At 40.3% G+C, this 21,842-nt stretch carries 31 protein-coding genes; 21 read left to right on the forward strand and 10 right to left on the reverse strand.

Annotation, left to right across the window (positions count from 1 at the left end):
* Positions 1–15: 15 nt before the first annotated feature.
* From OYT88_RS11715 to OYT88_RS11725, 3 genes are all read right to left on the reverse strand, one after another.
* Positions 16–1,197, reverse strand: coding sequence for a glycosyltransferase family 39 protein (locus OYT88_RS11715; protein ID WP_443217513.1), 1,182 nt, complete (start codon positions 1,195–1,197; stop codon positions 16–18).
* A 2,308-nt stretch (positions 1,198–3,505) separates the two neighbouring features.
* On the reverse strand, positions 3,506–3,625 hold the full coding sequence (locus OYT88_RS11720) for a YjcZ family sporulation protein (protein WP_443029666.1): 120 nt from the start codon (positions 3,623–3,625) through the stop codon (positions 3,506–3,508).
* Positions 3,626–3,802: 177 nt separating this feature from the next.
* Complete coding sequence (locus OYT88_RS11725; protein ID WP_274400229.1) at positions 3,803–3,976, reverse strand: YjfB family protein; 174 nt, start codon at positions 3,974–3,976, stop codon at positions 3,803–3,805.
* 287 nt (positions 3,977–4,263) lie between these two features.
* Between OYT88_RS11725 and OYT88_RS11730 the strand changes: the two genes are divergently transcribed.
* The 3 genes from OYT88_RS11730 to OYT88_RS11740 all read left to right on the forward strand — a co-directional run bounded on the left by OYT88_RS11730 (position 4,264) and on the right by OYT88_RS11740 (position 6,171).
* Positions 4,264–4,500 (forward strand): hypothetical protein, encoded by a 237-nt coding sequence (locus OYT88_RS11730; RefSeq protein WP_274400231.1) that lies wholly within the window; start codon positions 4,264–4,266, stop codon positions 4,498–4,500.
* Positions 4,501–5,336: 836 nt separating this feature from the next.
* On the forward strand, positions 5,337–5,723 hold the full coding sequence (locus OYT88_RS11735) for a Spx/MgsR family RNA polymerase-binding regulatory protein (protein WP_274400232.1): 387 nt from the start codon (positions 5,337–5,339) through the stop codon (positions 5,721–5,723).
* A gap of 160 nt (positions 5,724–5,883) precedes the next feature.
* Positions 5,884–6,171: an ATPase, T2SS/T4P/T4SS family gene (locus OYT88_RS11740; protein WP_274400234.1), complete on the forward strand. Its 288-nt coding sequence runs from the start codon at positions 5,884–5,886 to the stop codon at positions 6,169–6,171.
* On the opposite strand, the gene OYT88_RS11745 is transcribed toward OYT88_RS11740, so the two are convergent.
* From OYT88_RS11745 to OYT88_RS20940, 4 genes are all read right to left on the reverse strand, one after another.
* Entirely contained in the window at positions 6,122–7,441 is a 1,320-nt protein-coding gene (locus OYT88_RS11745; RefSeq protein ID WP_274400236.1) for a tyrosine-type recombinase/integrase, read from the reverse strand. The genes OYT88_RS11740 and OYT88_RS11745 overlap by 50 nt on opposite strands.
* Before the next feature lie 64 nt (positions 7,442–7,505).
* Entirely contained in the window at positions 7,506–8,420 is a 915-nt protein-coding gene (locus OYT88_RS11750; protein ID WP_274400238.1) for a 3'-5' exonuclease, read from the reverse strand.
* Between the two features lie 39 nt (positions 8,421–8,459).
* On the reverse strand, positions 8,460–9,629 hold the full coding sequence (locus OYT88_RS11755) for an ImmA/IrrE family metallo-endopeptidase (protein WP_274400239.1): 1,170 nt from the start codon (positions 9,627–9,629) through the stop codon (positions 8,460–8,462).
* Between the two features lie 3 nt (positions 9,630–9,632).
* Positions 9,633–9,944 carry a helix-turn-helix domain-containing protein gene (locus OYT88_RS20940; protein WP_274400241.1) on the reverse strand — a complete coding sequence of 104 codons (312 nt, stop codon included), beginning with the start codon at positions 9,942–9,944 and terminating at the stop codon, positions 9,633–9,635.
* A gap of 255 nt (positions 9,945–10,199) precedes the next feature.
* Between OYT88_RS20940 and OYT88_RS11765 the strand changes: the two genes are divergently transcribed.
* The 16 genes from OYT88_RS11765 to OYT88_RS11840 all read left to right on the forward strand — a co-directional run bounded on the left by OYT88_RS11765 (position 10,200) and on the right by OYT88_RS11840 (position 19,024).
* Entirely contained in the window at positions 10,200–10,400 is a 201-nt protein-coding gene (locus tag OYT88_RS11765; RefSeq protein ID WP_443217511.1) for a helix-turn-helix domain-containing protein, read from the forward strand.
* The gene (locus OYT88_RS11770) at positions 10,397–11,275 is read left to right on the forward strand and encodes a hypothetical protein (RefSeq protein ID WP_274400245.1); all 879 of its coding nucleotides are present in this window, start codon (positions 10,397–10,399) and stop codon (positions 11,273–11,275) included. Before OYT88_RS11765 ends, OYT88_RS11770 begins: the two co-directional genes overlap by 4 nt.
* Positions 11,272–11,901 carry a hypothetical protein gene (locus tag OYT88_RS11775; protein WP_274400246.1) on the forward strand — a complete coding sequence of 210 codons (630 nt, stop codon included), beginning with the start codon at positions 11,272–11,274 and terminating at the stop codon, positions 11,899–11,901. The genes OYT88_RS11770 and OYT88_RS11775 overlap by 4 nt, the downstream gene beginning before the upstream one ends.
* Positions 11,902–11,917: 16 nt before the next feature.
* Entirely contained in the window at positions 11,918–12,208 is a 291-nt protein-coding gene (locus OYT88_RS11780; RefSeq protein WP_274400247.1) for a DUF771 domain-containing protein, read from the forward strand.
* 14 nt (positions 12,209–12,222) lie between these two features.
* The gene (locus OYT88_RS11785; RefSeq protein ID WP_274400248.1) at positions 12,223–12,561 is read left to right on the forward strand and encodes a hypothetical protein; all 339 of its coding nucleotides are present in this window, start codon (positions 12,223–12,225) and stop codon (positions 12,559–12,561) included.
* A gap of 2 nt (positions 12,562–12,563) precedes the next feature.
* Positions 12,564–12,878, forward strand: coding sequence for a hypothetical protein (locus tag OYT88_RS11790; RefSeq protein ID WP_274400249.1), 315 nt, complete (start codon positions 12,564–12,566; stop codon positions 12,876–12,878).
* Positions 12,862–13,176 carry a hypothetical protein gene (locus OYT88_RS11795; protein WP_274400251.1) on the forward strand — a complete coding sequence of 105 codons (315 nt, stop codon included), beginning with the start codon at positions 12,862–12,864 and terminating at the stop codon, positions 13,174–13,176. The genes OYT88_RS11790 and OYT88_RS11795 overlap by 17 nt, the downstream gene beginning before the upstream one ends.
* A gap of 96 nt (positions 13,177–13,272) precedes the next feature.
* Positions 13,273–14,241, forward strand: coding sequence for a phage replication protein O (locus tag OYT88_RS11800; protein ID WP_274400253.1), 969 nt, complete (start codon positions 13,273–13,275; stop codon positions 14,239–14,241).
* A complete protein-coding gene (locus OYT88_RS11805; protein WP_274400254.1) occupies positions 14,228–14,548 on the forward strand; it encodes a hypothetical protein in 321 nt (106 codons plus the stop codon). Before OYT88_RS11800 ends, OYT88_RS11805 begins: the two co-directional genes overlap by 14 nt.
* A complete protein-coding gene (locus tag OYT88_RS11810; RefSeq protein WP_274400256.1) occupies positions 14,541–15,833 on the forward strand; it encodes a replicative DNA helicase in 1,293 nt (430 codons plus the stop codon). The genes OYT88_RS11805 and OYT88_RS11810 overlap by 8 nt, the downstream gene beginning before the upstream one ends.
* Positions 15,834–15,835: 2 nt before the next feature.
* Positions 15,836–16,105: a hypothetical protein gene (locus OYT88_RS11815; protein WP_274400258.1), complete on the forward strand. Its 270-nt coding sequence runs from the start codon at positions 15,836–15,838 to the stop codon at positions 16,103–16,105.
* A 52-nt stretch (positions 16,106–16,157) separates the two neighbouring features.
* Positions 16,158–16,364 (forward strand): hypothetical protein, encoded by a 207-nt coding sequence (locus OYT88_RS11820; protein WP_274400259.1) that lies wholly within the window; start codon positions 16,158–16,160, stop codon positions 16,362–16,364.
* A 92-nt stretch (positions 16,365–16,456) separates the two neighbouring features.
* Positions 16,457–16,597: a hypothetical protein gene (locus OYT88_RS11825; protein ID WP_274400261.1), complete on the forward strand. Its 141-nt coding sequence runs from the start codon at positions 16,457–16,459 to the stop codon at positions 16,595–16,597.
* Between the two features lie 15 nt (positions 16,598–16,612).
* The gene (locus OYT88_RS11830; protein WP_274400263.1) at positions 16,613–17,080 is read left to right on the forward strand and encodes a hypothetical protein; all 468 of its coding nucleotides are present in this window, start codon (positions 16,613–16,615) and stop codon (positions 17,078–17,080) included.
* Between the two features lie 67 nt (positions 17,081–17,147).
* Positions 17,148–18,206 (forward strand): hypothetical protein, encoded by a 1,059-nt coding sequence (locus OYT88_RS11835; protein WP_274400264.1) that lies wholly within the window; start codon positions 17,148–17,150, stop codon positions 18,204–18,206.
* Positions 18,207–18,853: 647 nt separating this feature from the next.
* A complete protein-coding gene (locus OYT88_RS11840; protein WP_274400266.1) occupies positions 18,854–19,024 on the forward strand; it encodes a hypothetical protein in 171 nt (56 codons plus the stop codon).
* Between the two features lie 40 nt (positions 19,025–19,064).
* Here OYT88_RS11840 and OYT88_RS11845 read toward each other — a convergent pair whose 3' ends face one another.
* Positions 19,065–19,724 (reverse strand): hypothetical protein, encoded by a 660-nt coding sequence (locus OYT88_RS11845; RefSeq protein WP_274400268.1) that lies wholly within the window; start codon positions 19,722–19,724, stop codon positions 19,065–19,067.
* Between the two features lie 153 nt (positions 19,725–19,877).
* Here OYT88_RS11845 and OYT88_RS11850 point away from each other — a divergent pair, with 153 nt between their 5' ends.
* The gene (locus tag OYT88_RS11850; RefSeq protein ID WP_274400270.1) at positions 19,878–20,639 is read left to right on the forward strand and encodes a hypothetical protein; all 762 of its coding nucleotides are present in this window, start codon (positions 19,878–19,880) and stop codon (positions 20,637–20,639) included.
* 150 nt (positions 20,640–20,789) lie between these two features.
* On the opposite strand, the gene OYT88_RS11855 is transcribed toward OYT88_RS11850, so the two are convergent.
* Positions 20,790–21,212 carry a type II toxin-antitoxin system HicB family antitoxin gene (locus tag OYT88_RS11855; RefSeq protein ID WP_274400272.1) on the reverse strand — a complete coding sequence of 141 codons (423 nt, stop codon included), beginning with the start codon at positions 21,210–21,212 and terminating at the stop codon, positions 20,790–20,792.
* Positions 21,213–21,271: 59 nt separating this feature from the next.
* Complete coding sequence (locus OYT88_RS11860; RefSeq protein WP_274400274.1) at positions 21,272–21,466, reverse strand: type II toxin-antitoxin system HicA family toxin; 195 nt, start codon at positions 21,464–21,466, stop codon at positions 21,272–21,274.
* 76 nt (positions 21,467–21,542) lie between these two features.
* Between OYT88_RS11860 and OYT88_RS11865 the strand changes: the two genes are divergently transcribed.
* Positions 21,543–21,833 (forward strand): HNH endonuclease, encoded by a 291-nt coding sequence (locus OYT88_RS11865; RefSeq protein WP_274400275.1) that lies wholly within the window; start codon positions 21,543–21,545, stop codon positions 21,831–21,833.
* Positions 21,834–21,842: the final 9 nt, after the last annotated feature.

Here is a 21,842-nt window from a genome sequence, read left to right on the forward strand (position 1 = left end):
AGCATTCCCGGCAGTTTAAAATAGTACCCGACGAACAGGNCGCTTATACAGAGCGTACGATATCATGATTCCTGCCGCCGCCATGAGCATTCCCGGCAGTTTAAAATAGTACCCGACGAACAGGCTCTGCAGGAGCGCGGTTGTCAGAATGGACAGTGGAAAGAACCAGGCCGAGCGATTCCTTTTTTCTTCATAAAGCTGCTTCATCGTTTTCCATCCGATGCCGCTTAAAGCGGAAATGGACGGCGCGAGCATAATGAAATAATAACGGTGGAAAAATCCCGCGAGATTAAAAAATATAAAAGCAGGAATGAATGAAGCCGCCCAAAATACGGTTTCCCGTCCTTTTTTGCTTTTGAACCATGTTTTATGATCTTTTTCTTTAAGAGTCAGATAAAGTGCCGGCATACCGAAAAAAACAAAGGGAAGAAACCAGCTGATCTGTGTTCCGTAGCCGACACGCAACAGCCGCGGAAAACTTAAAATTCGGCTGACCGGCGTTGATGCTGCTGCCGGCTTTGCGGATCCGAGACCGGTCGACTGGCCTAAAAAGCGTTCGGATCCATTGTATCCTAAAGCCAGCTCGGCTACGGAATTCGTCATGCTGCTGCCGACGTAGGGACGGGCATATTTCGATATATGATCAACAGTAAAAGCCCAGGAAAAGGAGATCAGCACCATAATCACAAGTGCGACAGTCAGCTTGCTCAGCCTTTTTCGCATGTTTTCGTTGGATGCGACCAGATAAAACAGAATAAAAGCCGGAAGGACAATATAGGCCTGAAGCATTTTCACATTGAAACCGAGCCCGAGCATGGCAAAAGAGGCATAAAGCCAGCCGTTTTTATTGGTTTTAACAGATTTGAACAAAAAGAGCGTCCCGATCAGGAGGACGAGAATCAGAATGGAATCGACATTGTTCGTCCGGGCAACGGCGACGGCCACAGGGGTTGTGGCGAGGAGAAGCGCTGCGATACGTGCATTGAACCGGCCGAAGGAAGGTTTAATCAAAAAATAGATGAGAAGCACGGATCCCGCCTCGGCCAATGCCTGCGGGAGAACGACGCTCCACCCGTGAATGCCGAAGACAAGAGCAGATACCGTTTGAATCCAGAACGCCAGGGGCGGCTTGTCCACCGTAACAAAGCCGGCCGGATCAAAAGAGGCAAAGAAAAAATTATGAAAGTTCCGGGTCATACTGGTAATAGCCGCCGTATAATAAGGGTTGGCGATTTGTATGGTCCAGACGCCCCAGAGGTCAAGCACCAGAGACAGACAAACGATCAGGACGAGCCACCCGTCTACCTTGCGAAACACTTGCGTCACTTCTGTTCCCCCGCTTTAACAAGATCTTTTTCTGATTATTGTGTCGAAATCAAAAACAGGCTTCACTCAAACTCCCGAGACAGACTTGCATGTATTCTTGATATGTTAATAATTCGGTTCGCCTGGTCATAATCCTTTCGCTTAAGCACAATTATTTCTCCCAGTCTAAATCCTGTCCGGAAACAAAAAAATAGGATGAATATCCACGGGATTAAACTTGTCGGCTTCATCCTCTTCGAAATATCTATTCGTTATGTCTTCAACTTCTTCAAGGGTAACGGATAGGCGGGAAGAGATCTCTTGAGCCGGGTTATTCAAAATTATTTTTTCCCTTCCCACAATCCGACTTTAGTCCTCTGAACTGTATTCTTTTTTACGAGCATTCCTTTAGCTCGTTGTCCTTCTGTCAATTGATGATCGACTCTTCCTGAAACCATTTCTTGAAAGACGGAGAACGCTTCCATGATCCATGAATTTTTGCAACGGCCGATAAACTTCCAGATCTGGCCGGAAGGAGCCCGAAAATGGCCGGTAAACTTCCAGATCTGGCAAATGGCCGATAAACAGCTAAACTGCCTGCAACGGTCGATAAAGGACTGGAATCCAATCCATACGGCCGGTCCGCCGGTAAGTATCGCCCTGAAAAAAGAGTGAATCGCCCTACAGCAGTGAACGATCGCCCTGAAATGGTCCCGATTCGCCCTGTTCCAGCAGAGTATCGCCCCGCCAAGAGTGAATCGCCCTGAAAAAAGAGTGAATCGCCCTACAGCAGTGAATGATCGCCCCGGAATGGTCTCGATTCGCCCTATTTTGGCGGAGTATCGCCCCGAAAAAAGAATGAATCGCCCTACAGTAGCGAACGATCGCCCTGAAATGGTCTCGATTCGCCCTGTTCCAGCGGAGTATCGCCCCGTCAAGAGTGAATCGCCCTGAAAAAAGAATGAATCGCCCTACAGCAGTGAATGATCGCCCTGAAATGGTCTCGATTCGCCCTGTTCCAGCAGAGTATCGCCCCGCCAAGAGTTTAGGCCGAAAATAACGGCTGATAAACTGCTTGCCACGATTAATTAAATCAATCAGGTACAATCTTGATGTTCCCATTATTCACACTTATTGATTTCGGTCCATTTAACATTGATTTTTTGGCTGTTACTGTCGATTTTCACCACGATTTACAGCGGTACGCGGCAGGGCGAAGAAAAAGATCGGCTGTTTCCGCCAGGTAACACCTGTCCATGCCGGATATTCCCTTTCTCAGCGGAATAAATCACCGTTCGGGCCAAACGATCGTTTTTCAGAAGAATCAACAGCGTTTTTACGCCGCGGCCTGACTGGATACATGAGTTGAGGGATATTCACTTTCTTTTTTTAATTCGATAATAAAGTTTTGGTCTATGGCGTGATTGACATTTTTAACTTTTATAAATCCAAACTGGACAAGTCATCCTTTTGCCTGCGCTCGGCGGCTCCGGGACGTCTGCGATTTGTTTTCTCGTGCAGCCGTATAAGCGAATCCAAGAGCTTGCAGATAAAGCGGAACATAATCGGATGATGGCAACTGGATCATTTAAGACTTTTGGGAATCGCGGTGAAGAGAAGATGAACCAAGTATTTTTTCACCCCCGATAAAAGGGCGCCAAGGGTCAAAGTGACGCATTCTGCAAAAAAGTGCGGAAAACAAATAGAAAAGCCCCAGTGTCGGCCGTGACTTTTCAATAAGCAAAAATGAATGTTGACTGATTTATTTTATCACGGCCGGAACGGGGCGGACAACTCCGTCATGCAGGGGCAGTGCCCGATGCGGCTGCATGAACCGCCGCCGAAGCACGATCTCAAGGCGCGGAAGCGTGATAAGAAGCCTGCTCTTCGATATTGTGATTGCGTGATTAATGATTATGATGCGCCAGTGTTGATTTGTGGAAGCTATGAACGAATAGCACTGGACCGGATTATGAAATATGCGATGTTTCAGCGGGGGACTGCGCGAAGAGAATCGATTAAGATATTGTTTCTTGGCCCTTACCGCGACGGGATTATATAGAAAAGCAAAAGAGATTCCGGCGATCCTCAGGATGGCACAGGCGCGGGTGAAAATGCAAATTAATTAGATGGGGAAAGAGAAAAAAGGTGGAAAGCAAACCAAAAGGAGGTTTGCATGAATGGATACGGCAATTTGTTTTTAATAAACGAAAGAAGCTCCGACAATAATTAACAGAATGAACAGCACAACAATTAGAGCAAAGCTGCTGCCGGCTCCGTATCCGCCACTGTATCCGCCATCATATCCCAAGAAAAGCACCTCCTTATCACGTGATAATACACTGTATGAGCGGACAGGCGATCATGAAGGGGACAAATGGATGAATGATAGTGCCTGTTTTGTCGGCTGGCTGCGGCGGCGCAAAGCGACCATGTTCGCTCTGGTGCCGGGAAAAAAAGAAAATGTATCCTGTTAGAATACATTTTCTTCACTGATTTATCCTTTTAGGTCGATAAAATTACCTAGATTCGGATCTGAAGCCTGTATCATTTTAGTTAATTGAGCTGCATTCTGTTGCTCATTATCCAAAGTCATTTTGGCTACATCAATTCCGACATTCTGACTAAGTAAAGCTTGGCTCATGCTAGTTGATAAAGCTGCAATGTCCAAGATATTCACCTCCACTGTTGTTATTATCGGAAAGATATTGAAAATCTAAAATGCGGGCGGATGGGCCTGGCATAGCTATAACTGGAAGAAGCAAATCAGCGCGCGGGCGGCAACAAAACAGGCTTTATGAAAAGCTTCGCGGAGCTTTTAAAGCGATTAATCAAAAAGGACTGAATCATAAGTACTTGAATCACTTAAATAGGCCTTTTTCAGGGCCTTAAAATGATGCAAAGTTATCATTAAATTAAGCAAATACAGGCGATATTCGCTATGAGGAGATGATTGATTTGGCACCCTGCAATGATCAAAATGAACTGAGAGAAATCATTTTGCTTTTGAATGCTGAACAGAAACCACTCCATTCTGACGAAATTGCCCGCAAATTAAATCTGGATTCCATTCATCTATTGAAAATGTTATGGAGCCCATCCGACAAAAAATATTTTAAAATTATCGTCAATAAAAATCAGAAAAATGGGATATGCCAACCTAGCTATCGATTGAATGTGGAGAGTGCGGAGTGAACGTTCTTAAGGGTACATTTTTGAATTTCGATGGAAAGGCCGGCACTCATTGAACGTTGGGCACATGATGAACTTACTGCCATAAAAAAATTTAGAGCTTTTCGTTATGTTTGATTTACAAATTTTATTGAATTTTATAAAATGGGTATCCTTTCAACTCATATCTATGGCCGGAACGCAGCCCGTTCTTCCGGTTTTATTGAGCCATGTGATCGGACGTTAACATTTGAACAGCCGATATCTGTCGCCTATTCAGATAAATCCTGACGGAAATCGTTCATATAGGTTGGAAAATCAGCGGTAAGCTGCTCCTATCATCAATAACTGACGCCTTATCGTTAGTAAGCTGGCCGATATCAACGGTTACAGTCAAGAAATCATCGGCAAAGCACCGAATATCGACCAACGGTCAAAAAATAAATAAGTGTGAATAATCAGAACTGAGAAAGATTTTTTTAACAGACATCGTGCCGTTTTCAACGGCAGCGGAACGATCATTATGCATGTAATCGGTACGGAATGCTATTTGCCGGATTGGATGAATAAGAAGGATCATCATATTTTATCATTTATATCGTGTGACTGCCTGCCGAGATCAGAAATTGATCGATTTTTCAGGCTGGATTTTATTCGATAAAACGGTCTGATAAAGGAACGGTTTTTGGAGCAGTCAATACGTCCGGCTGCGTCAGGAAACCTGAATTCATTCTGATCGGAGAACCTTTTACATCGGGCACAGAAAAAGGACGAGGAAAGAAGAAAAATGTGTTTAATTTTAGAAAAATCGGGGAATTCGTAAAGCAAGCCTGTTTCTATCATTTCGAGGAGGGAAGCTGATGAAAAAGCTGATTTTCTATACGTATCCGAGTTGTACATCGTGCAGAAAAACGAAGGGCTGGCTAAGGGATCATGCAGTCAGTTATGAAGAACGGCACCTTTTCCGCAACCGGCCGAATGTTGCCGAGCTGATGGAGTTAATTAAGTTGTCGAAATCAGGAGTGGAAGATATTCTCGCTACCCGAAGCACAACGTATAAGCAGCTCGATTTTGATCTGGATAATCTTCCCCTGAGCCGGGCGCTTCGTCTTCTCTCTGAAGAACCCAGGCTGCTGAAAAGGCCGATACTTACGGACGGAGAACGCCTGGTTGTCGGCTATCATCGGGATGATCTGATGCAAATGGTTTTTCAGAAAGCAGACGATCAGGCGCCTGTCAAATCGTAATCCTTCCAGTGATGCCTGTCCGGGCATCTTTTTTTTGCCGGAATCCGACATTTTTTTCTCGGCCGAGAAGGAATTTGCTTTCCGTGTATGGAATAAGTTATTCGGTCGCCTTTTCCCGCAGACCGATTGATAGCCGATAAGGCAGAAAGAAGGTGCATTTTTGCAGGACCTGACAAATGACGTCGAAGAAAGAAGCCGGACACTGCTGCAGCATGCATACAGGGCCGACGCCTCCGACATCCATTTTATTCCCCGGAAAAAGGATACGCTGATCGAGCTGAGAATCGACGGCTATCTTTATGAACTGGCGATTCTGGCCAGGGAAGAAGCAGAGAGGATTATCAATCATTTTAAGTTTCTTTCCGGGATGGATAAGCAGCGTAAAATATCCCATTGTATCAGTGATTTTGAGCTTTATCTTCACTTCTGCCCCACAGCTGCCCCATGAAATTTTCGTAACGTTCCGCGCTTGCCTCAGCCACATGATGTGAAACATGATGATAGATATTCATGGTCGTATCTACTTTTGAATGGCCTAAACGTTCGCTGACATATTTTGAGTCGGCCCCTGAGTCCATTTCCATGACCGTATGTGTATGTCTCAGAGCGTGAGTAGAGATATGGTCAATGCCGGCCTTCTCACAGGCTTTACGGATCCAGAAACGTACGGTAAGATGGGAAAGGAAGGATTGACCATCTTGACCTGTAAAAATGAGATTGCGGGTATTCCGGATCCCATTGGCCATATTGAATTCATGCTGCTTGTGTTTCCAGGCGAGCAGTATTTTATTTGTCTCGGAGTCCAATTCAACCATTCTATGAGAGGATTTAGTCTTAGGCTCTGTGATTACCGTACCAACGTGAGTGATATGAACAGCTGTTTTGTTTACCTCAATGCTCTGATCATGGTAATCATCCCAAGTCAAAGCAATTAATTCACCACAGCGAAGGCCTGTATTCAGATCAAAAAACAGGGCGGTAAATGATTTCATGGCTTTTTCTTGCAGATCGGTGAGCCTGGATAAATGTACGACATTCTTATTGATTTCCACTGCTAATTTAGCATTTCGCTCTCCGTTCAATTCTAGAAGCTGTTTTCTTTGTTCACTGATCACTTTTTGCAGTACAAAGATGGATTGAGTCAGACGATCATATTCCGATCTTGCAGCAATCATAAACTTCGGAATCTCGTCATATTCCAGTATTTTTTTCTTTTCTTTGTCTATCTTTCTGTTTGTAATAACTACGTCTGCGGCGGGATTCGTCTGCAGGTAACCGGTCTTCACTGCAATCTTAAACGCATCATGATAGCGCCGGTGAAAGGTGCGGACAGATGATATGGCATATCGCTTAGAAAGTCGATTAATGAATTTCTGATAGGTGATGCTGTTGAGCTTGTCCAGCATCAAGTTTCCTAGTTCGGGCTTAATCACTTTGATAGATCGCTTGATATTCATCAATGTATTGTACGCTAATTTGTCCTCTTTATAGGTCTCATACCAAAAATCTAAGAAAGCACCAACGGTAATCCGATCATTCTTGTAGGCACCATCTTCAACCTTACGGGCTACCATCCGGCCTTCAGCCCGAGCATCGCGTTCCTTACTATAGCCTCCTTGTGATTTTTCTTTCCAATTTCCTGTATTCGGGTCCATATACCGAACGCGATATTGCCACTTTCCATTGCGTTCTCGAGTTGTCAAAGAAACTCCAATCATGTAATTTCCTCCTTTCGGCATCCTGTGGGGCAGGGGAGAACTTGCATCACCTCCTTATTAAAATTCATTGTGCCTTTTGATAACAATTCAAATATAATATTCCCGTTGTGTAACAATCGCCTAATGCATCATGTGATTTGTACGTACCGAGGCCAAGCTCTTTTTTAAGCGTTTCTAGCTTATAATTTGTGACACCGCCGATCAAGCGGCGAGAAAGGAAAAGTGTGTCGATTACTCTGAATCTATCAGTGTTAATTTGGCATCTATCACATGCTGAAAATAGGAATTTCATATCGAAAGAAGCGTTGTGAGCCACCAGTGTTTGACATTTTATGTATTCAATGAATTTTGGTAAGACATCCTGAATTATGGGTGCATCGACCAACATATCTTCTGTAATGCCTGTTATATTTGTGATTCTTGATGATAATTTGCTGAACTGTGGCTTGATGTAGCTTGAGAAAGTATCGACGATTTTCCCATCTGCATATTTTACAGCACCAATTTGTATGATTTCACTGGTTTCTGGACTTAGGCCAGTGGTTTCAAAATCGATAACTGTGAATGCGCTAGATAATTTTCTTGCCTTAATGTAGCGGCTTCTGTTAGCTTGCCTGTGTTCTATATGAGGAGTGACAAATCTAATGTCTGGTTCAACCGTAGGTTCTTTGACAGGCGGTGTTTCAACTACCATGTCAAGTATTTCTTTCAATTGCTGATTATGGCTCTTTTTTGAAAAATCAACTTTTTCATCATTGATTGGTGCTTTGCTGTCCAGCGGTTCAGACTGCTTTAAATCTGGATCTCTAAGTTTTTGTACCAGAGATTTTGCTGGTTTATTCGGACAATTAACTTTCTTGGTTGTGACCTGCTGCTGCTTTTGCTGCGCCTCTTTGCGCTCGATTATCGCACCGATAATGGCAAAAATAACAAAAAGTGCAAACGCAATGCCTACTAACCAAAGAATAACCGACATCATAATGACACCCCCGCTATATTAAGCTTTACTATTAAAAAATCAGAATGGAAGATCGTCATCGGAAATATCAATTGGCTTGTCATTCTCTGCAAATGGATCTTCAAATGTTGGCTGAGATGTAGCTGCCACTTCATTTTGATTGTCACTGTCTTCTTCTGTATTATTTTCTTTTCTAATGGCGCTCCACGGTTTTAAAAGCTTATCTTGAAAAAATGTTGTCTCGCTACCGCATTTTGGGCAATACCTTGCATTTCCATCAACTGTTATTCCACATGGTTCATCATAATTGTTTCCTTCAATATTTGTACAACGGTTAACTATATGTGTACCGCATATTTTGCAAAATTCACCGTCAACGATTTCTTCATTTCCGCATCGAGGGCATACTGTCGCTTTTCCGTTTTCATCAATATCATGGCCTGGATAAATCATTTTGTTTTTACCTCTTTCCTTCTGCAATCTAATAAAATTTTTAATGGAATAAGTATCAAAATCACTTTCGCCACAAATAGTGCAGTATCTGATATTAGGATCCAATGTCTCATGACCACAATTACGACACTTTTTATACCATGTAAACCAATGCATTCTGGGTGTTAATAATTGAACAATACTTTTTCTATTTTCTCTTGATGTATATCTGTAGTCGCTCTGCTGCAGCCATCCGACACAACGAACTTTGGCAGCTGGTTCTGTTACTTTAAACAGTGATTGGACTAACTCAATATGTTTATCTGATTTATCCATTAGTTTTAATCTAAGCATTGAAATTAGATGAACAGGTTCTAGTAAATTTCTAGCAAAACAATCCGCCTCCCGTTCAAGTACAATTTCTCCCGAAAGGTTCACAGATGACAAATTAAAATCCCTTAAGTGTCCGAGTTCTATATGCCCGAGCTCATGCGCTAAGTCAAATCTTAATTCACCAATACTCTTTGGCAATTCTTTTTTTGTTAATTCGTTATACCAAACTTGGTAATTTCCTTTATTCGTTATTCTTGTTATTGCACTTGCTGAATGTCTGAGCCTTCGTAAATTTATTGAATCCCAGCCAATCTGATTACACAGCTCAGTATAAGAAATAACAATAAATCCTTTACTTCTCATTATTTTTATGATATTTGGTACCCAGATCAATTTGTTGTCGATCAAAAATTCATATGCCGTGTTTGTAGCAAAATCATACCGTGGCGTAGTTGGAATATTCATTATTTATTTTTTGTCAAATTTCCTTTCCACAGTTTCGAATAACGCGTCAAAAAATTCTTGCTGATCCGAGCTAAAATTGTCATATCTTCTGGCAATAGACTGTGCCTTTGGTGAAGGTTCATTTCCACTTCGATCTAAGAGGGAATCAGCTGTGACATTAAAGAAATCAGCAACTTTTTGTAGTCGGTCGACAGAAGGAGACTGTTTGTCCCATCTTCTTATTGATCCGTTGCTAAAATCTAATTTTCGCTCTAATTCAGCGATTGTCATTTTTCTTTCATCAGCAAGCATTTTAATCTTTGCAACGATACCCATGCTCAACACCTTTCTCTACAAGAATAATTAACATATATGCTAATATATATTGACAAATAGAATATATGAGATTATTATTCTTGTATAAGCTATTTGATAAGCAGTGAACAAGTACAAAATGTTTGGCGGCATTTAATAAAGGTACTTTTGAACTGCCCTTATTACTTATGCTTATATGTTAGCATATAATCTAATTATGTTCAATATGCTAATAGATTTATTTATTGTTTTATTCTATTCGTTGGAGGTGTGCAAATGACGAACTTTGGAATGAAAGTTCGAATCAAACTGCTTGAAAAGGACAAGTCAATGCGTTCCTTGGCCGGCGATTTGGGTATTACCAACGCTTATCTGTCTGACATTCTAAGAGGGAACCGAAAGGCAGAAAAACAGCGGAAAAGGATTGCAAAACTGCTTGGCATTGATCTTGAAAAAGAAAAGGAGGCAACCAAATGACAAAAAGTGACGCATTCATCGAAAGTAAATCGTTACGCGAATCGGTGATCAGACATACGGAAGTTCTCGACAAGGTTAAAGGATTAACAATGCTGCCGGATGATCTTCATGTCACTGTGCAAATGGCAGCAGATTATTACGAAGTTGGGGAAACAGCAATTTCAAGCCTCATTCATGACAATCGAGATGAGCTTGAAAGTGATGGATTAAAGTCCTTAAAAGGTGATGATTTCAAAAAATTTGTGACTTCCTTGAAGGAAGAGGCAAATATTGTAAGCCCGAAAACTCGGTCGCTCACTATCATTCCTCGTCGTGCCATTCTCCGAATGGGTATGCTCCTACGTGACAGTGAAGTTGCCAAGCAAGTACGGACCTATTTGCTGAATCTTGAAGAATCAAGTCCAAAGAGAGAAAGAGTAAAAGCAATCAGTAAAATACCAATTGGTAGCTTGAATAACGCTGTAAAAATTGTTTCTCCTTTTATGGACAAACTTGGTCTTTCTCCGGAAGTACAGGCATTGACCGTAAGAACGATTTACAGGGCCGGCGGGATTGAGCTTCCTTTTCAAATCGAATCACCGGATAAGTTCAAGGACACCGTTCAAATCGCTCGTGAACTCGGCATGTATAGTAAATCAGACAAGCCTGCTTTCACGGCAGTCAGTCAACTGATTAAGGCACAGATTGAAGTTCTGGAAGGCGAGTCTGAGACATTCATGGAGAGTCGCAACGGTTGGCAAGGTCCGGTTGAGAAGTACGCGCCTGCGGTGGTCGAGAAAGTCAGACAATGGCTTGAGGATCATGGTTATCCGATGCAGATTAAGGGATCTAAGAAGAACTACACTGTTGCTTACCGCAGGGAGGCAGTGAAATGACAGTACAAAGAATGCCTGTTGATGGAGTGCCGAATGTTTATCTCAGGGCACTTGGCAGAACGATGAACAAAGCCATTGATCGTGGATGTGATGATTTCTCAAGAGAGGAAAAAATGAGGATGGCCATCTTATCAGTCAAGTATCTGATTAATCGGGATAAACCGAAGCAGCAAACTCCGGATGATGTTGAAAATTTAATGAATTTCATTTTCATGGTTGATGAATATCTGGGCCAATTTACACCACGGGAGTTTATGAGGGTATTTCCGGTAGACAAAGAATACGACGGCGAGAAGTACGGATCAAAGGACTATTTTTACACAATGAACTATTTAAAATCACTAGACATGGATAAACCAATTGGTCGTAAAAATCTTTCATCTTTCCTTTGGGATTACATGAACAGAACGATGCTTAAATTCTCTGCGGTAAAGATGGATGCTTTATCAGATGTGCAGCGTGCCAGAGGAGAAAAAGACTGGTTTGAACAATTTGCTGAAGATAATGATCTGACACTCTATTCCATGTTTGAAGACGGATCCGGCCAATTTATTCAGAATACAAAAACTGGCGAGATTTCCAAGGTCCAGAAACCGCGGCCAAGATATTTAAGACGGCTTAAGTAAAGGATGTGAATCCGGAATGGCGGAGCTGTTTAAAATCAATCAGGAAATACTGTATGAGCGTGTCGATACCAAAGTTCTGGAACGAGTTGATGAACGCATCAATGACATGGGTGTCGGTAAATGGTGGACCTTACAACGTCTGGAACGAGAAACAGGGCATAAGCGAGACTGGCTGAAGGATCACATTCTTAATGATTCCCGCCTTTATAAAGAGCCTAAACCTATTGCCAAGTTTACCAATGGACGGTGGATGTTTCGTGGGCCTGAGATGGCAAAGTTTCTTGACATGAAATTTGATGAACTATAAGGGAGATGAAATCTATGAATCTGGCAGAACAAGATGTTACGGAACGTGAATCCAATGAGAAATTTAACGATAAGTTTGCAAATGTGTCTGAAAAAACTGCTCAGTTATCCATGCTATTCATCAGTTTTGCCGATCTTGAAAATAAGGTCCGGAGCCATGAGGATAAGCCGCATCCTAGATTCTTAAAATGGGTAATCAATCAAGAAGTTAAATATTACAATGCATTCGTTGATCGCTTTTTTGTTGAAATGGGCTATATAGCCGCTAACGCAAAATTAAAGGTTGTATCGAAGCCCCCAAAACTTTTCATTGAGTTGAGAAAATTGGTACTGGAAAAATTGAAGGAGGAATAATCGTGAAAGTTGAAAAGGCAGCAAAATTATTCAAACTTTGCATAAAAGCTGAACGTCAATTTGAAAATGAGCATCGACATTCTTTAGTCAGACGATCAATTAGAAGACAGCATCAGTTATTTTGCTTCATAGCGAAAGAGACAAGCGATGAATATCACCGCGGATCATTTAAGGTTGGTAAATTGGAACGGATGACATATGAAATTCTCAAGCTGAATTTAACAGGTCGATTAAGTATAGATTTTGACGATGTTCGGAAAAGGGTCAACTTATCGCACAGACGAAAGAAGGCTGCTGCTAATGATTCCAGTCTATGAAGCCATCAAGATAGGCGAAACAAAAACTGCCGATCGAACGATCCCAACATCAGACGAATTATCCAGATTATTCATTGCCTGTGTCTTTGCTGAACAGGATTTTATAAGAGAAAAACGCCCTGATCTAGCAAAGAGAGCGTCTGCCAAAGCAAAAATATTTTCAGATATGTCCGTATCCACACGCTGCAAAGAAAATGGATGGCCAGTTCCCTCGACAAAGTTAGCTGACTTCATTTTCCAATCGTCTTACAAACGGATCGTTTCTGAGTATTTCACTGCCGTCAGTATAGCACACTGAGCGGCGGGATGTCACCATTCAAAATTTGAGGGGCGACTGAGGTCCTTAAAGGACCCGGCAAATTTCACAAGATCCGAAGCAATCCGGGTGATGTATATGCAAAAAGGTTGGATAAAAATCTATCGAGAGCTGATTGACAAACCGATTTGGGCCGAATCGACACCTGAGCAGAAAACCATTCTGATTACACTGCTTTGCATGGCTAATCATGAAGAAAAAGAGTGGGAATGGAAGGGGAGAAAGTATGTCGTTAAGCCAGGGCAGATGATTACCAGTTTGCCAAGTATAGCAAAAAAATCTGGTAGGGGAATTTCTGCTCAGAACGTCAGGACTGCTTTAAATCGATTCAAAGTTTATGAGTTCCTAACAGACGAATCAACAAACAAAAGTAGGCTTATAACCATTGTCAATTGGGGAAAATATCAAGCCAAAGAATATGAGCTAACAGGCAACCTAACAGGCAGCCAACAGGCAGAAAACGAGGAAAATGAAAGTAAACCCGATTTTTCAACAGGCAACCTAACAGGAAAAGAAGGAGAGGAAAACGCTGATGGCAAGGCTTTTTCTGGACAAGAAAACAATGAACTAACAGACGATCTAACAGGCGGCCAACAGGCAGCTAACAGGCAGCTAACACCTAACAAGAATGTAAAGAATGTAAAGAATGTAAAGAAGAATAATAAAAAGACCTCTCGTCGTGCAAACAAGTTTGACGACCAGCAGATGACATTAGCCAATAAATTATTAGATTTAATACATGAACGCTTGCCAGACTTAAAACAGCCTAACCTTGAAAGCTGGGCCAATGAAATAAGGATCATGATGGAACGAGAGAAACGAACAGTAAGACAGATTGAATATCTTATCGAGTGGTCACAGCAAGATCCGTTCTGGAGCACCAATGTTCTTTCTCCAAGTGGCCTGCGGAGAAACTTTGACAAGATGGTCGCTCAAATTAAAGCAGACAAGCAAAAGAAATCTTTTAATTCCAATCAGCAACAAAACGATGAGTTTTTGAAAAGGTGGCGAGAACGTGAACGAGGGCCAAATAATGAACTTGGTTGAAAATATCGTGAGAGTTTACGCCTATATAAAACTGGACGAACCCTATGTTAATATCTGGCGGCAGACAACAAAAAAAGCTGATTATGATCAAACAATGCAACGATTCTATGACTATATCAGTGATCCCAAAAACAAGCATGCTGCTCCGATTCCTGCGGACATTGTAATCAATGGTCAACCGAAAGATGGATTCGATCTTGAACGGGAAAAAATGCAACGTTGGGAAGAAGAAGCTCGGGAAGATCCTCCCGATTGGGATCGTGCTCGTGAACTGTTCAAGAGATTAGAGGTGGACGGCGATGCTTAATAACCTGCAAAACATGGAGGCTGAGCGGTCTGTCATTGGTTCTATTCTTTATGAACCCGACCTCATGGATGAATGTACTCTCACGGCAAAAGAATTCAGTACAGAGGCGCACAGAACGTTATTCGATACATTTGAAAAGATAGCGAAACAGAACCAGAAAGTCATCCCAGCACTGATCGTTGAAGAATTAGGCGACCGTTTACAGCAAGTGGGAGGTACCGGCTATCTCGCACAATTAGCGGGATCAATCGCGACAACAGCAGATTTTGAAATTAACGTGAGCATTGTCCGTCGCTGCTACTTGATGCGTCATATTCGAGATAAGATGCTTTCGTTTGTCGAGGATCCGGACGAAGATAAGGTCCTTGAAGTAGCCAAAGAACTGGACAGTATGATCGACTCAGCCACTGATAACGTTGACGATAAATCGGACCGTGAGATGCTCTTAGATATTTACGAGGACATATTCAAAGATCACGGTGAATTATCCGGAATCACGACGGGCTCACATGAGTTGGACAAGATGACCAGCGGTCTTCAAGACGGCGAACTTGTCATCGTAGCTGGCCGACCAGCAATGGGCAAATCGGCCTTTGCGATTAACACTGGGATTTCTGCGGCGAGTCGAGGAACCATCGTTGACCTGTTTAGCATGGAGATGCCGCGCCGTATGGTTTTGCAAAGAATCGTTTCCAATGTTGGAAGAATCAGCGGCGGGAAATGGAAGAACCCAAAGAGACTCATGAGTCAGCAGGATATCAGTAAAGTCGCTAATGCCATAGATGAGTATCTTCACTGGAAAATGAAAATTCATGGGGAATCGTCGCAAACGGTTTCCAGCATACGGTCCGTAGTCCGGAAATCTATGAAACAATATCCGAAAGAAAAGCACCTGGTTATTATCGATTACCTGTCATTCATGGATGTATCCGGCCATTACCAACGTAAGGATCTTGAGATAGGAGCCATTACTAAAGGGCTGAAGCAGATTGCCAGAAGGTACAACATATCAATTGTTCTATTATGCCAACTCTCGCGGGAAGTGGAGCGGCGTAATGATAAACGTCCTATGATGAGCGATCTACGAGAATCAGGCAACATTGAACAGGACGCTGACCTAATCATGTTTCTGTATCGTGATGATTATTACAACAAAGATAGCAAGAACAAAAATATAGCAGAAATCATCGTAGCAAAGCAGCGTAATGGTCCTGTGGGAACGGTCGAAATGGTCTTTATTAAAGAATACGGAATGTTCGCCAACCTAGAAAGGAGTGCGATTTAGAAATGATCGATAATAAGCAAATCGAAATTAGCCCGAACGTTGATGAATGGGAAAGAAACGCAAAAATGTATCAATCAATGTATGAATCAATGAGAAATAAGTTCAATGACTTAGATAAAAAGAAACGTGAAGAATGGGCGAACGATGAAATAAAGCGGTTGAAATCAATGATCGAATTAGGTAGCAATCAATCTGAAGCACTAGCAAATCAATTGGAAATTTCGACAAAAATAATAATCGCGATGCAAAAACTAGTTTTTCAGGATCGGTAATCAATATATTTACAGACTTATCAAATTTTCGTAGAATGAAAGTAGGGAAAACATGGAAAACCCCTTACAGATCAACAAGATCGAAGTACCTGTGGTAGAGGGTAAAATAGAAATCGACACGTCAGAAGGCGGGAAATTTTATATCGTTAGTCAAGGCAAAGCGACCATGTATCCTTTGCCGGAATATGGAACTGTTAAGATAAAAAGTCACGGATTTTCAGTCGATCATCCTGAATATACTATTTTCGCTGACAACTAAATAGCCTAACCGAAGAGAGCGGAGGCACTTACTCAAGCGTAGAAATGCGCTGGGTGGGTGCCTCTTTTATTTACATAAGGAGCGTGAGCCATGTGATCCATTACAAAGGCGGCAAGCCAGTCAAGAAGAAACGACAGGGTAAGCCATTGACTAAAGAGGATATTGAACGATTGATGAATGTCAATATGCCAACCTATCACCGAGCCAAGGGCGGCGCTTGGAAGCAAAAATGAAGGAGATGCGGCGGGATGAGCATGAGGCGGTTGATATACGAATACAAACTGTCAATCCGAAAACTGAAACCGGCTTATGAAGCCGCGGATCTGGAAGAGAAGAAGATCATTGGCGGAATGATCCGGGACATGGAATATGCGGTGAAGTGGATGGAGAACGGGCGGGATCCGGGACGAAATCATATGGATGCAGACCAAAGCCGCGTCTATTATTATGATCCTGCTGTCCTGGATGAAATCGGAAGTATTTTGTATCAGCAGCATTGGCAGCACAATCTGGAGAATGATGAGCGGGTTAGTAACTTCCTTGGTGCATGTCTTACGAAGCGAGAAGAGGATGTTTACCGGCTCTATGTCGGTGAAAGTATGAGTATGGCGAAGATTGGCGAACTTTTACATATTGCGAAAACGAGTGTACAGAACTTGGTGGAGAGAGCAGAGAAGAAAGTGGATGCGGAGAAGGAACAGGTGAGATTATTTTGATAAAAATGGAGTAAAATGGAAGAAGAGATGAAGGCTTATTTAATTTATGAAACGAGGGGGAGTAGGAATGCCAAATATAAAGAATACAACAATAAAGGGTTACGAATTTTGTACACCTAAGTTTGGAGGAGAAATTCAATTTGAAAAAGTTTATGATCATGAATTAATTGATACTCTGTTTGATTCGATTCTTCAGCTAGATAAAAAAATAAGGAAATATAAAAATGACACTGTCTCGTTTAATCTAGGGAACTATCAACAATCTGAAGATGCCAATATTGCAGAAGGTTATTTTATTACTGCTAGGCATGGAGTTAGACGCCCTGAAATTGATATTAATACTCAAGAAGAAGTCGGTATTCTTGAAAAAACTCAGGGTGTTGAAAATAATGTATACTTTATGCTCGACAAAAGAACTGGATTATTGCTTGTTCAAGATGATTTTAATAAGGTTTTTAACAGAAAACTTCTTCACACTTTTTTATCTTATCATAAGAACATTGTCTATCCTTACATTGATGAATTTAATAGAATTAATAAGAAGACTCCTTTAAAGATACATAAGAGATCATGCTTTAGATTATTAACACTGCCGCCAGTTAATTTTATGGAAAAATTAAAAGAGTTTACTGAAATAAAGTCAGCAATTTTAACACTTGACAGTACAACGGAGAAAAAGAAGGTAGATGTTAGTGAAATATTAGATAAAGAGTTAGAGGATAATGAGATCAACAAATACGATTTGGAAATTAAAATTAAAAATAAATCAGGAAAGGCAATGGTTAAGATATTTGAAAGATACTTTGAAAAAATAATGGATTTACAAAAATATGATTCTTATGCAATAGAGGGAAAACTATTAAACGGAAAAATTAAGAGAATATCTCCAGATACAATTACGAGAGATTTTTATACTGACGTCGAATATAACGATAATGGGGAGGCTTTAATGAGTAGTATATATAATCAGATGGCTGACATTATATTGCATGACAATCCGATCAATGGTAAAGGCATGACACCGAATATCAAAATGGTGGGTGAAAATAATAATGTCGATATGGCCATTCAGAAAGAAATATCAGTTAGGAACCAGGATAGACCAGATCAACAAGAGATCTCATAATACTCTGCTAATTTGGAATTCATATGAGGAAGGATTCAATTCAAAACGCATTATTTTAGAATTGCTTTTTCCCGCAATTCTGTCTTTTATTAGTGTTCTTATTGCAATATTAGCTCATACTGGTAGTGCTGGTCTATTGAATAACATAGAATCAATCAACTCGGATACATTTTCAATAATATCGATTCAAATAGGGTTTAATATAACAGCGTTATCATTAATAGCATCATTTAATAAGGAATCACTTCATAATGCCTTCTCGAAAGTTGAAAATAATGAAAAAGAGGATGCTTTAAAACAACTTTTAGCTTCTTTCGTTTATTGTGTCTTTGTTCAAACGGCTCTACTTACTTTAGGAATTTTTTATAATGCCAACTTAAAATTTCTTACGTCAATTAAGGCACTTATTAATTTAAATGATACGTTGAAAATATTTGGAAGTTATTTACTTTATTTTATTTGGATCTTTATTATATTTCATAGTTTTATGGTATTTGTAAGAAATATAATTTTAATATTCAAATTCATACTAGTAGTTTTCAAAAAATAATGCATGTGGTACGAAATCTCAATATAGTGAAGAGGTATTTTAAGAGCGCTTAACTGGCGTTCTATTTTTGTGAACAAATTCATAAGGAGGTATGGCGTTGGGTGATCATATCGTGATATTAACTGATAATTATCGTGCCTTGAAGCTTCTGAGATTTGATAATCAAGCAGACGCGGAGAATGCTTATCAAAAGTACAAATCTGAGGGATTTGGGGCCATAAAAGCACGAATTGAAAAAGCACACGAACTTAATATTGTTAATATTTAACCCCAGATAAGTGGTCTGGGGTTGGAGGAGGACCTTTTAGTTAGTATTTATACTTAACTAAGAAATCTGGATCATTTTGATAGAAAAAGCTAACTACTTGTACGCCGTTTGCAACATTTGCTGGAGTACCTTCTTGTATCTGCTGTCCGTTTAACAAAGTTCCTTTTGTTGCATTTGTGTCACAAGTTGCACCAACAGGAAGGACGACAATTAATCTCACTTGTCCTCCTGGGGGCATCTGGAATCCCTTATATGGCAGTGTGGTCTTCAACTCAAAAGTCCCATCGTTTTCCGGAAGCAGAATAAAATCATACGACAAATGATAGAATGTACTTCCGACAGGATCTGCTTTCATTGAAACCTGTTGCATATATTCCTGGGTGGCGATACCCATAACTGCGTCTGAAATAGCTGCAACAGGTTGATTTTGTGATATTTCCTGCGCATAGTCAGTAACTTGCCGAATGACTTCTGATTTTGGAATTGGTTCAAAGCTAAATCCACCATTTTTAATCATTTTTAAAATGTCAGGTGGAATCGGCTGTGTCCCAGGCACAAAGAAAATATTCTCAGCGTCCGGGATTGGTACATCTGTTGTAAAAGTTGAATCAACGTGAATTAAGTCATGATCGTGACTGGGAGAGTATCTTGAGGTTGGGATAACGGTCATGACGGTTTCATGAGTTTTGCAGTTAACCATGTTCTGCCTCCATTTGATTTATCCTCCTCCAGTAAAAGAATTCGACATGTATGTATTTATTCCTCCAAAATTTGGTACTGGTTTACTGCTTTTGCAGGAATAATGTCCTGTTTTGTAGAATATTTACGTATTCTGGAAAAAAGAGGGATATTCATGACTAAATTACTAAGTGAAATTGTAAGGAATCCAGATAAAATTATTGGATTATTAAAATTTTCTAAAAGGGAGTATCTAGAATCTCTTTTGGAAGGAAATCTTTATTTGAACAATTTTCAACATTTTAAGGACCAAGAACTTAAGGAAAAAAGAAAGGGTCAAGGTGATGCATATGATCTTACACTCAAAATGTCTTCAGTTCATATTGAAATACGTGACAATGCGACAGGAATGACTGTTGCTTCTGGTACGGGTAATGCTCTAATGGAATCTAAAGAGGATTATCAAAAGCATGTTTATTGTACTACTGCGATTACAGCAGACATGTTAGAAGTGCTTGATATCAAGGATGGACGATGCTCTACTAAGTTGATTATTCCTGACGAGTTGAAAATAAAAGCAGAAGAAACATTTGGCGATTCTGTCATGTTGCTTGATGTGAATGACTTTGTGTCAAAAATAAGGAGGTATTGCGATGTAAATAAAATAATGTTAGTACACAATATTGTTGATTATAAGGATATGTCCAAAAATCATTTATCAAGATTTAAAGCATTCAATGAAGAGATGCCATCTTTTTATTTTGAAAAAGATATATTATTTGCTTATCAGCACGAATACAGATTTGTTTTTCCAAATATCATTAGTGAAGAACCTGAAACACTGCATTTAGACAAATTAAAAGACTCCAACATTATAGTGTCTATTAAGCAATTTTTGAATTCAGATATTAGGTTTGGAATTAATTTAGAAAACTAAATATAAGTGAATTTGTATTGACACCTTATTGGGTGTTTTTATTTTGTTTTAAAGATGTTCTATTTAGGCGAATGAAGTTTAAATAAGTAGATATAAGGTAACAAAAAAACAGGCAGCGTACATAATATTAAAAAAAAAGAACCTCCAGATTTATTTCTGAAGGTTCTCTTTAATACCTAGGTGATCCTTTAAAGCATCTTGTAAGATTCCTGAATAATTCACTTTATTTTCTTTTGCAACGTCATCCAACCATTTAGGAATGGTAAGCGTTTTTTTGACTGACTGATTTTCCATTCTGTATCTAAATGGAGGCATCCAAGCTTCGATCATTGTTGAAAAACTGTTGTTAGTAGATGGTTTTATCTTTCTGAAATCTGTTGGTTCAGGAATCGTTTCGCCATCTTCTTCCATACCATAAAGATGTAAAGATAACGCTTCTTTGGCATTTTTGAAGGCTTCATTTGTATCTTTTCCGTATGGAAGACATCCGGGAAGATCTGGAAATTCTACAGATATCCCATTTTTATTTACTTCAAAAACGGCTGGATAGATGTATCTATCTTTGTGTTTCAAAATATCACGTCCTTTTATTATATTTAATTATTTATATTTATTCATAAGGGAAGTGAGGTTCAAAACTGAACCCCAGATTGTTGTTCAATACTTTTTAAAGTGCCGGATGGTATGTCTTTTCTAGGATGTGTCAATGTGACCCGTCCTTTTTTAGCTGGATGTTTTAGTTGAACATGATCACCAACTGTATGAACTATGTACCAACCGTCCTTTTTAAGTTTCTTTAGAACTTCCCTTGATGAATAGGATTTCAATATCATTTCCTCCTAACAATATTATAATAACACGTATTTATATACGTGTCAATAATTATTAAGAAGGCCGTCATTTATGAAGCCATGGGCAAAGAAGTTCTATCGATCGGCGGCATGGCAGAAAGCCAGGCAGGCATACATCATTAAGCGTTACGGATTGTGTGAACGATGCGGCCAACCAGGCGTCATTGTTCATCATAAGATCTATCTCACACCTAAGAACATCAACAACCCGAGTATCGCATTGAATGATAAAAACTTTGAACTCTTATGCAAGGATTGTCATAACAAAGAACATTTTGAAAAATATTCAGCGACAAGAAAAGGATTTGCATTCGACAGCAGCGGGAACCTGATCCACCGATAGGCCCCCCTG

This window comes from Sporolactobacillus sp. CQH2019 (assembly GCF_028765345.1).
Lineage (GTDB): Bacteria > Bacillota > Bacilli > Bacillales > Sporolactobacillaceae > Sporolactobacillus.